This window comes from Yoonia sp. (assembly GCF_965660735.1).
In the GTDB taxonomy this organism is placed as follows: domain Bacteria; phylum Pseudomonadota; class Alphaproteobacteria; order Rhodobacterales; family Rhodobacteraceae; genus Yoonia.
This window is the reverse complement of sequence record NZ_CBFIBD010000064.1, coordinates 1-8,259: the sequence shown is the minus strand read 5'-3', so window position 1 is coordinate 8,259 and position 8,259 is coordinate 1. Positions and strand designations below refer to the sequence as shown.

The following is an 8,259-nucleotide window of genomic DNA, read 5'->3' as shown; positions in this document are numbered from 1 at the left end:
GACATTGACCCGGTTGACCCGGTCCACCGGAACCAGCCTGTCGGGGTCTGTGTGCCAGACAAAGGCGGATGCCGCTGTCAGGTCGGGGGTGGCGGCCGGGGCCGGGCTGATCCGCTCCAGCGCTGCGGCAATCCGGCCCAGTGTTTTCTTGGTCACGCCTTGGGGTCCTCATCGTCCATGGCGCCATCGCCATGCAGATCGTCATCCCACAAACCTTCGGCACGCAGCTTTGCTTCGCGCTTGCGCTCGACGCGGGCGACCAGTTGAATCGACACCTCATACAGACCGTAAACCACCACGAACAGGATCACCTGGCTGATGACGTCGGGCGGCGTGGCAAGTGCGGCGACGATCAGGATGCCAACCATCGCATATTTCCGCGTGCCACGCAGGCCGCGCGCCGACACCAGCCCGGCTTTGCCCATCAGGGTCAGAAGAACCGGAAGCTGGAAACACAGGCCAAAGGCCACGATAAATTTGATCGTCAGGTTCAGATAGGCCTTGGCCGATCCTTGAAACAGGATACCGGCCGCTTGCGTGCTGGTTTCTGTCCCGTCGATCAGTGAACCGGGTTGCTGAAACCCAAGGAAAAACCCAAATGCCAGCGGCGTAATGACGTAATAGGCAAAGGCTGCCCCCAGAAAAAACATGAAAGGCGACGCCACAAGAAACGGCAGGAAGGCACCCTTTTCAGATCTGTAGAGCCCCGGCGCAACGAACCGCCACAATTGATAGGAAATAATTGGAAATCCCAATACCAGCCCGCCCAGCAGCGAAATGGAGATCGCAACAAAGAAACCCTCCTCCAATGCGATGAATTGCAGATCACACGCTTGCCCACGCGACGCCAGCGCATCGCAGAGCGGATAAGTCAGAAAGTTGAAAACCGGATTCCATACCGCAAAACAGATGACCATGCCGACGATAAATGCCAGCACCGATTTGATCAGCCGGCTGCGCAGTTCGGTCAGATGTTCGATCAGCGGCGCGGCGCTGTCTTCCATATCGTCAGAGGCACTCATGCGTCACCTTTGGGCGGCGTTTCGGGGGCGGCCTCAGGCGGGGCGGATGCTGCCGTCTCGACGGCAGCCTCGCGTGCCTTGCGGTCGGTGGCGGCTTTGGCCATCCCTTCGCTCATCTTCTTTTTTGCCGCTTCGCGTTCTTCGGACAGGCCTTGTGTTGCCGGGCCTTTGGTCATGCCCGTCGCCTCTTTCAGCTTGTCCACCCCGAATTTCTGCGGGTTCGCAGCTGATTTCAGGGTGTTGGTCATGTCCTTGACGCCTGCCTCGTCGGCTGCGGCTTCCATTGCGCGGGAAAATTCGCGGGCCATGCCACGGGCCTTGCCTGTAAATTGCCCCAGCGTGCGGAACATGCCAGGCAAATCCTTTGGCCCAATCACAATCAGGGCCACGATGCCAATCAGCACCATTTCGCTCATGCCAAGGCCGAACATCCGCAGACTACCTTATATAAAGCCGGTTCAGACTTTGTCTTTTTCGTTTTCAGGGGTGACGTCGCGGGCCTCGGCCATACCTTCGTCCAGCTCTTTCTTGCTGTCGTCAACGCCGCGCTTGAAGGCGGTGATGCCCTTGCCGACTTCGCCCATCAGGCTGGAAATCTTGCCGCGCCCGAACAGGACAAGCACGACGACTGCGATCAATAGAAGGCCGGGAAGGCCGATGTTGTTGAGCATTTTTATCTCCTCTGACGGGGCGTGGCCCGTCGTCTTTCATTCTGTGATCTGACAAATAGTCCCGCCGCCGCCCCAAGGGAAGGTGAAAAACGCAGTCTGGCACCCTCTTAACCTCCTTTTTTGCAAGGGCTTTGGAATTTCAGTGCCAAAAACTTGTCAGTTGTCAGAAAATTGACAAAACTGGGGGAAACGGAAAGGAATCACATGCGCCGCGCCGACCGATTGATGCAACTGATCCAGATCCTGCGCGATGGGACATTACACAAGGCTGCCGACCTGGCGGCGGCGACCGATGTGTCCTTGCGCACGATCTACCGCGATATGGAAACACTCGCTGCTTCCGGCGTCCCGATCGAGGGCGAACGCGGGATCGGATACCGCGTCACCGCCGCAGTCACCCTGCCGCCCCTGAACCTGACGATGACCGAGGTCGAGGCGCTGCATCTGGGACTTTTGGCCGTGCGCGAGGGCGGGGATGCGGAGTTATCCGCCGCCGCCGCCCGCCTGTCTGCGAAACTGGACGCCGTCATGCCCGAAAACCGCAGCCGCGCACCGCAGGGTTACGCGCTGGCCGTTTATCCCTTTGCCGATGCCGCGCGGGGATTTCAGCATCTGCCCAGCCTGCGCCAGGCGATCCGCACCCGGCAAAAGCTCGCGCTGACCATGAACGGTGTGGAACGCACGGTCCGCCCACTGCAACTGGATTACTGGGGGCGGCTGTGGACCTGCGTGGTCTGGTGCGAAAAATCACGCGATTTCGATGAAATCCGCGTGGACGAAATTAGTGCCCTGCGCATCCTGCCCAGCCTTTTCGTGAACGAGGCGGGCAAGTCGCTATCCGACTTCAATGCCCGCCAGCAGGACCGCACCGGTGGTTAATATCCCAATACCTTGCGCATCATGTTCAGTGCGACAATGATCAGAAAGATACCGAATATCCGTTTGAGCGGCTTGGGGTCCAGCCGGTGCGCCAGCGCAGCACCCCAAGGTGCAGTGATCAGTGTCATCGCGATGACCAGCCCGAAGGCCACCAGATTGACGGCACCCACACTGAAGGGGGGCGCGTTTTCAACCTCTAGCAACATAAAGCCGATCACCGAGGGCACTGCGATGGTCACGCCAAACCCTGCGGCCGTCGCGACAGCGCGGTGGATCGGCACGCCGTAAAGCGTCATGATCGGCACCCCGAATGACCCGCCACCGATGCCCAACAGGACCGATAGGAACCCCACGACCGGAGAAAGGGTCGCGCGGACGATCCCGCCGGGCATCTGCGCCCCCAGCCGCCAATGGGCGCGCCCAAAGGTAATATAAAGCCCGATCGCCAGCGCCAGACCCGCAAAAATCGCCTGCAAGACCTCGGATCGCAAGGCAGAGGCCGTCAATACCCCCAGCCCCGCACCGATCACGATCCCCGGCGCCCATGTTTTCAGGATGTCCCAATTCACGGCGCCCTTACGGTGATGCGCCAGCACCGACCGGACAGAGGTCACGATGATCGTCGCCAGCGACGTGCCAAGACACAGTTGCATCAGTTGCGATCCATCATGGCCCAGCAGGCTGAAAACATAGAAGAAAGCAGGCACCAGGATGATGCCGCCACCAACCCCAAGCAGCCCCGCGAGAACACCCGAAAAGGCCCCCACAGCCAAAAGCATCGCCGCCATGGCGACCAGCATCGACAGGTTTTCCATGATCTCTCCTAAGCGGCCAGCCGCGTGACATGATCCAGCGCATCCAGCACCACTTGCGGGCCTGCACCATCCGCATGGACGTTTTCCGACAGATGCCGACGCCAGCCGCGCGCGCCCGGCCGCCCCTGGAAAAGCCCCAGCATATGCCGGGTGATCTGCCCCAATTTGCCGCCGTCGGCAAGGTGGCTTTCGATATAAGGGATCATCAGATGCACGACCTCTTCGGCGGTGCGGGCCAGACCGCCGCCATAGATGCGCCTATCCGCATCCAGTAGAATGTCGGCCGGTGTATGATAGGCTGCGCGCCCGATCATGACCCCGTCCAATCCCTGGTCAAGGAAATCGACCGCCTGATCCAGCGTCGCGATTCCGCCATTCACCGACAGGTGCAGATGCGGAAACAGCCCCTTCATCGCCAGCACCAGATCATAATCAAGCGGCGGAATATCACGGTTTTCCTTGGGGCTCAGCCCTTGCAGCCACGCCTTGCGAGCGTGAATCGAAAAGCGGTCCACCCCGGCCGCTGAGACGCGCGCAATGAAATCGGGCAGAATTTTCGCCGGCTCCTGGTCATCAACCCCGATGCGGCATTTCACGGTCACGGGCACATCGGTCGCATCCCGCATCGCGGCCACGCAATCTGCCACCAAGTGCGCGTTTTCCATCAGGACCGCCCCGAAACTACCGGATTGCACGCGATCCGAGGGACAACCGCAATTCAGGTTCACCTCGGCATAGCCCATGTCGGCGGCAATCCGCGTCGCTTGCGCCAACTGCGCCGGATCGGATCCGCCCAGCTGCAATGCCACGGGTTGTTCGGCAACATCAAACCGCAACAGCCTGCCGCGGTCACCATGCAACACCGCAGGGGCGGTCACCATTTCGGTGTAAAGCAACGTGTGCTGTGACATCAGCCGATGAAAATAGCGGCAGTGGCGGTCGGTCCAATCCATCATCGGTGCTATAGAAAGTCTAGCGTGTTGATTTATTTTCATTTTTCTATTATCTTCAAACTGTTGCGGGGCAAAGTTACCTATCGGAAATACGCCCCGATTTGCCCCGTTTCGACGACTCAGCGCACACGATAGGGCCACTATAAGCAAGCTTCCCTCTGGTGGATACCGGGTCCGGATCAGACGCAAGGGCCACGACGCCAGCCAGACCTTTCACCGACGTGACGATGCCAACAAATGCGCCGCCCCCGGACGCAGACGCGTGCAGATCAGGGCCTGTCACCGAACACGGCGTCCGCCTTGCGATGTTTGGCGATCTCGTCTGCCCGGGTATAAAGGACATGTGCGCACTGAAGCTCTATCGCCAAGGCCGGCCCCTGCGACAGATCCGTTCGGGGAATTCAGCCCTTATGCGGGCCCGGGAACGATGCCCTCCCAATGTTCCCCCATGGCGACGATGCAAGAGGTTCCGTTCGTGTAGTTCTGTACAATAATCCAGTCACCGTTTCTTTCGGTCACCCAGATTTCAAGCAGAGTTTCAGGGTCACGCAGGCCCATCCCCTGACGATCTGCACCCAGAGCATTAGTCAACATATGAGCCATTCGCGTGCTGTCATCGCAACTGACATCAGTCATCTGCGCGACCGCAAGCGCAGGAATCGAGAAGAAAATAGACATGGTTAGTGCATAACGAAGAAACATAAGAGAATCCTAATCGCCTGATTTTCAAAATGTAACACTTTTATGAAGCAATGTGGATAACTTTGGCTCCAAGGCAATATGTGCCGACCATTGCAAAATCTTGCGCCCTTAGCCGTCTGAGAGCGTCATGTTTCTTTTACTTTTTGTAAAGAAACTGAATCAAAACCGTCATCAAACCGTAGCTTCCGCCGATTACGCCCTCACCAAACATGGGGGCGATATGCTGAAGATTGATAAGCTGACCAAGCGGTTCGGGGATAAAACCGCTGTGGATGCCGCAAATATTTTGGTCGATAAACCAACCATGATCGGGATCATCGGCCGTTCCGGTGCGGGTAAATCCACTCTCCTGCGGATGGTCAATTGTCTTAGCAATGCGTCCGAGGGCACGATTACCTTTGAGGGTGAAGAAATCACGACGCTACGGGGTGCTGCGCGGCGCAATTGGCAATCGCGATGCGCCATGATTTTCCAGCAATTCAACCTCGTCCCCCGCATGGATGTCGTATCAAACGTGCTGCACGGCACCCTGAACAAGCGGTCGACCTTTGCGACGCTGTTCAACCTTTACCCGCAATCGGACATTCACCGGGCCATCGACATTCTTGACCGGCTCGGCATTGCCGAACAGGCCCCGAAACGGGCCGAGGCACTGTCAGGGGGGCAACAGCAGCGCGTGGCGATTGCACGCGCCTTGATGCAGGACCCGAAAATCATCCTTGCCGATGAGCCGATTGCCAGCCTTGATCCGATGAATGCGCAAGTGGTGATGCAAGCGCTGCGCCGCATCCATGAAGAGGACGGTCGCATGGTGATCGCAAACCTCCACACGCTTGATACTGCGCGGCGCTATTGCGACCGGGTGATTGGGATGCGCGATGGGCGGATCGTTTTTGACGGCACGCCGGCGCAGCTGACTACCGGGGTGGCGCGCGACATCTACGGCGCAGGCGCGGATTTTTCCGAAGCCGCGACATCTACCGAAATCGAAACACTGGACAGGTCGAACGAGCATAAAGTCTACGCCTAAGCCAGTTTTTCCCCGCGTTTTCCGCGGGCTACCTTCATCAACCCAACGGAGAATACGATGAAAAATAACCTCGCAATGGCGCTTGTCGCCACTACCGCACTGACCGGAGCCGCATTTGCCGACGGCCACGCGATCACTGAATTTCGCATCGGCATCCTGGGCGGTGAAAACGCGCAGGACCGGATGAACAGCTACCAGTGCCTTGCCGACTACACGACAGAAGCACTTGGCGTGGAAACCAAACTCTTTGCGCCTGCCGACTATAACGGCGTGATTCAGGGCCTGCTTGGCGGCACTATCGACATGGCATGGTTGGGCGCATCGTCTTATGCGGCCACCTTTCTGCAGGACGCCGACGCTGTTGAGCCTGTGCTGATCAAGGTCAACCTTGACGGCTCTGTTGGCTACCATTCCATCGGCTTTGCCCGCGTCGACAGCGGCATTGCATCTCTTGACGACATGGAAGGCAAGGTCTTCGGCTTCGGTGATCCGAATTCGACATCCGGCTATCTGATCCCTTCAATCGAGATCCCGCAGTACAAAGACGGCATCACCATGGAAACCGGCGAATATTTCGGTGAAGTCAAGTTCACAGGTGGTCATGAGCAGACCATCGTCGCAGTGAACAACGGCGATATCGACGGCGGTGTGACCTGGGCCGACGGTCAGGGCAACTGGGAAGACGGCTACAATTCCGGCGCGCTGCGCAAGGCGGTTGATTCAGGTCTCGTTGACATGAACGACATGGTCCAGATCTGGAAATCCAACGTGATCCCCGAAGGCCCGGTCGTTCTGCGCAGCGCCCTTCCTGACGATGTCAAAGCCACGATGGTTACGCTGGTTGATGGCCTCTTTGAAGCAGATCCCGATTGCGCCTACGGCGTCGCTGCCGGCGATACGCTGGGGTTTCAGCCTGTCACCCACGCAATGTACGAAAGCATCGTGGCGGCGCGCCAGTCTGTAATTGGTAACTAAGACAGTTTTCATGACGCATCCGGTAGCCCTTATGGGCTGCCGGTATTTCTTTGTCCGGGGGTCGGGATGGCAGATATATCACTGATTGGCGCGCCACATAGCGTAGACGGGATTCAAGCCAGTTACATGGCGCAGGTGCAACGCCGCAGGCTCTATGGCGGGCTCACGCTTTTGATTTTCGTTGTGCTGATGGTGTCGGGCTTCAATATCGCCGATGACCGCAACGCGGGCGGTTTCTGGGAAGGATTGCACCAGGTCGGCGACTACCCGGCAGATGTCCTGTCCGAAGCGTGGGAAAAACGCGCCGATCTGCCCGGTCTGATTGCAAAGTATTTCCCGGCATTGGTCGAGACCATCAATATCGCAGCCGTTTCGACACTGATCGGTGCGATTGGCGGCTTGTTCCTGTCACTGCTTGGCACGCGAGGACTTGCCAAATGGCCTCGCCTGATCCCGCTTTTTCGTCGCATTGCGGATATCATGCGTGCAGTGCCCGAAATCGTGATCGCGCTCGTACTTATCTTCGTGTTGGGCGGTGGGCCTGTTCCCGCGATGATTGCCATTGCCATTCACACCGCTGGCGCGCTTGGCAAGATGTTCTCGGAAGTGGCCGAGAACGCAGACCTGAAACCCGTTGAGGGTTTGGCCTCCACAGGTGCCACATGGTCGCAGCGGATGCTTTTGGGTGTGCTGCCACAGGTCGCGCCAAACTATGTGAGCTACGCATTGCTCCGGTTCGAGATCAACATTCGTGCCTCTGCTATTCTTGGCTTTGTCGGTGCGGGCGGGCTGGGATACGAGCTGAGGAATTCCATGGCTTGGGGGCCGGGCCGCTTTGATGAAGCGGCCGCTATTTTCATCCTTCTTTTCGGCACGATCGTGTTCTTTGACCAAGTGTCCAGCCGCTACCGCAACCGTCTGACCGAGGGGCAAGGCCAATGACCGCCATTGATCTGGACACGACCAAATTCGAGGCCGAAAAGCTCTTTCAGCGCAAGCGCTTGATTGGCTTTGGCATCCCTGCGGTCATCGCAGTCTATTTCGTTTACATCTTCTTCGCCTTCGATCTGCCCGGCCTTGCGGGACGCGCCAATATGGGCAACGCTGTGACGCTGGTCTCTGACAGTTGGTCCCACAAGGTGCATGTCACCCGCGACAATCGTTCGGGCGAGATCACCTATGCCGTGGAGGGAGAACGCAAAGGCACCTACC

General features: G+C 58.3%; 10 protein-coding genes and 2 pseudogenes. 5 read left to right on the top strand and 7 right to left on the bottom strand.

Annotated elements, in window-relative coordinates; all coding sequences use genetic code 11:
• The 4 genes and pseudogenes from ACTG4B_RS15040 to ACTG4B_RS15025 all read right to left on the bottom strand — a co-directional run.
• Positions 1–156 (bottom strand): annotated as a pseudogene (locus ACTG4B_RS15040) (AAA family ATPase); the annotation flags it as partial.
• Complete coding sequence (tatC, locus tag ACTG4B_RS15035) at positions 153–1,022, bottom strand: twin-arginine translocase subunit TatC (protein ID WP_439156517.1); 870 nt, start codon at positions 1,020–1,022, stop codon at positions 153–155. The gene tatC and the pseudogene ACTG4B_RS15040, both read right to left, overlap by 4 nt.
• Positions 1,019–1,453, bottom strand: a complete 435-nt coding sequence (gene tatB, locus ACTG4B_RS15030; RefSeq protein ID WP_439156516.1) for a Sec-independent protein translocase protein TatB — start codon at positions 1,451–1,453, stop codon at positions 1,019–1,021. The genes tatC and tatB overlap by 4 nt, the downstream gene beginning before the upstream one ends.
• 27 nt (positions 1,454–1,480) lie before the next feature.
• Entirely contained in the window at positions 1,481–1,693 is a 213-nt protein-coding gene (locus ACTG4B_RS15025; RefSeq protein WP_439156515.1) for a twin-arginine translocase TatA/TatE family subunit, read from the bottom strand.
• A gap of 204 nt (positions 1,694–1,897) precedes the next feature.
• On the opposite strand from ACTG4B_RS15025, the gene ACTG4B_RS15020 reads away from it, so the two are divergent.
• Positions 1,898–2,572 carry a helix-turn-helix transcriptional regulator gene (locus tag ACTG4B_RS15020; protein ID WP_439156514.1) on the top strand — a complete coding sequence of 225 codons (675 nt, stop codon included), beginning with the start codon at positions 1,898–1,900 and terminating at the stop codon, positions 2,570–2,572.
• Here ACTG4B_RS15020 and ACTG4B_RS15015 read toward each other — a convergent pair.
• From ACTG4B_RS15015 to ACTG4B_RS15005, 3 genes are all read right to left on the bottom strand, one after another.
• Positions 2,569–3,387: a sulfite exporter TauE/SafE family protein gene (locus ACTG4B_RS15015; protein ID WP_439156513.1), complete on the bottom strand. Its 819-nt coding sequence runs from the start codon at positions 3,385–3,387 to the stop codon at positions 2,569–2,571. The genes ACTG4B_RS15020 and ACTG4B_RS15015 overlap by 4 nt on opposite strands.
• A gap of 8 nt (positions 3,388–3,395) precedes the next feature.
• Complete coding sequence (dusA, locus tag ACTG4B_RS15010; protein WP_439156512.1) at positions 3,396–4,382, bottom strand: tRNA dihydrouridine(20/20a) synthase DusA; 987 nt, start codon at positions 4,380–4,382, stop codon at positions 3,396–3,398.
• Between the two features lie 366 nt (positions 4,383–4,748).
• Positions 4,749–5,042 (bottom strand): hypothetical protein, encoded by a 294-nt coding sequence (locus ACTG4B_RS15005; RefSeq protein ID WP_439156511.1) that lies wholly within the window; start codon positions 5,040–5,042, stop codon positions 4,749–4,751.
• A 220-nt stretch (positions 5,043–5,262) separates the two neighbouring features.
• Here ACTG4B_RS15005 and phnC point away from each other — a divergent pair, with 220 nt between their 5' ends.
• The 4 genes and pseudogenes from phnC to ACTG4B_RS14985 all read left to right on the top strand — a co-directional run.
• Positions 5,263–6,072 (top strand): phosphonate ABC transporter ATP-binding protein, encoded by an 810-nt coding sequence (phnC, locus tag ACTG4B_RS15000; RefSeq protein WP_439156510.1) that lies wholly within the window; start codon positions 5,263–5,265, stop codon positions 6,070–6,072.
• A 57-nt stretch (positions 6,073–6,129) separates the two neighbouring features.
• Positions 6,130–7,047 carry a phosphonate ABC transporter substrate-binding protein gene (gene phnD / locus ACTG4B_RS14995; RefSeq protein WP_439156509.1) on the top strand — a complete coding sequence of 306 codons (918 nt, stop codon included), beginning with the start codon at positions 6,130–6,132 and terminating at the stop codon, positions 7,045–7,047.
• 66 nt (positions 7,048–7,113) lie between these two features.
• On the top strand, positions 7,114–7,989 hold the full coding sequence (gene phnE / locus ACTG4B_RS14990; protein WP_439156508.1) for a phosphonate ABC transporter, permease protein PhnE: 876 nt from the start codon (positions 7,114–7,116) through the stop codon (positions 7,987–7,989).
• Positions 7,986–8,259: pseudogene (locus ACTG4B_RS14985) on the top strand (phosphonate ABC transporter, permease protein PhnE); the annotation flags it as partial. The gene phnE and the pseudogene ACTG4B_RS14985, both read left to right, overlap by 4 nt.